The organism is Flammeovirga sp. OC4 (assembly GCF_000812565.1).
GTDB lineage: Bacteria > Bacteroidota > Bacteroidia > Cytophagales > Flammeovirgaceae > Flammeovirga.
In genome coordinates this window covers 1-222 of the sequence record NZ_JTAM01000195.1, presented here as the reverse complement: position 1 = coordinate 222, position 222 = coordinate 1, and the positions used below count along the sequence as shown (strand labels likewise).

The 222-nt window shown below is 41.9% G+C and carries 1 protein-coding gene; it reads right to left on the bottom strand.

Annotated features, from left to right (window positions below; translation table 11 throughout):
* Positions 1 to 191 (bottom strand): transposase zinc-binding domain-containing protein (locus PL77_RS32615; RefSeq protein WP_172665976.1); only part of this gene is annotated, 191 nt, incomplete at its 3' end.
* Positions 192 to 222 lie beyond the last annotated feature (31 nt).

Genomic DNA, 222 nt, shown 5'->3' with positions numbered 1-222 from the left:
TTTCTGCAACTGTTGTATGAAACTCTCACTTCATTGCACTTTTTACAGTAGTCGATATGCCTCCCGAGTTTAGCCGTTCGGCATATTGTCATTGCATGCAGATCGAATTTCTGTCTGCTGAGAAAATGAGTAGAAGTCCTCCAAAACTGTTGCCGATTGAGAATGTGGCTGATCTCAACTTTTGGCTTCATAAATCTTGTCGAAAGGCGAGAAGGAATTGGA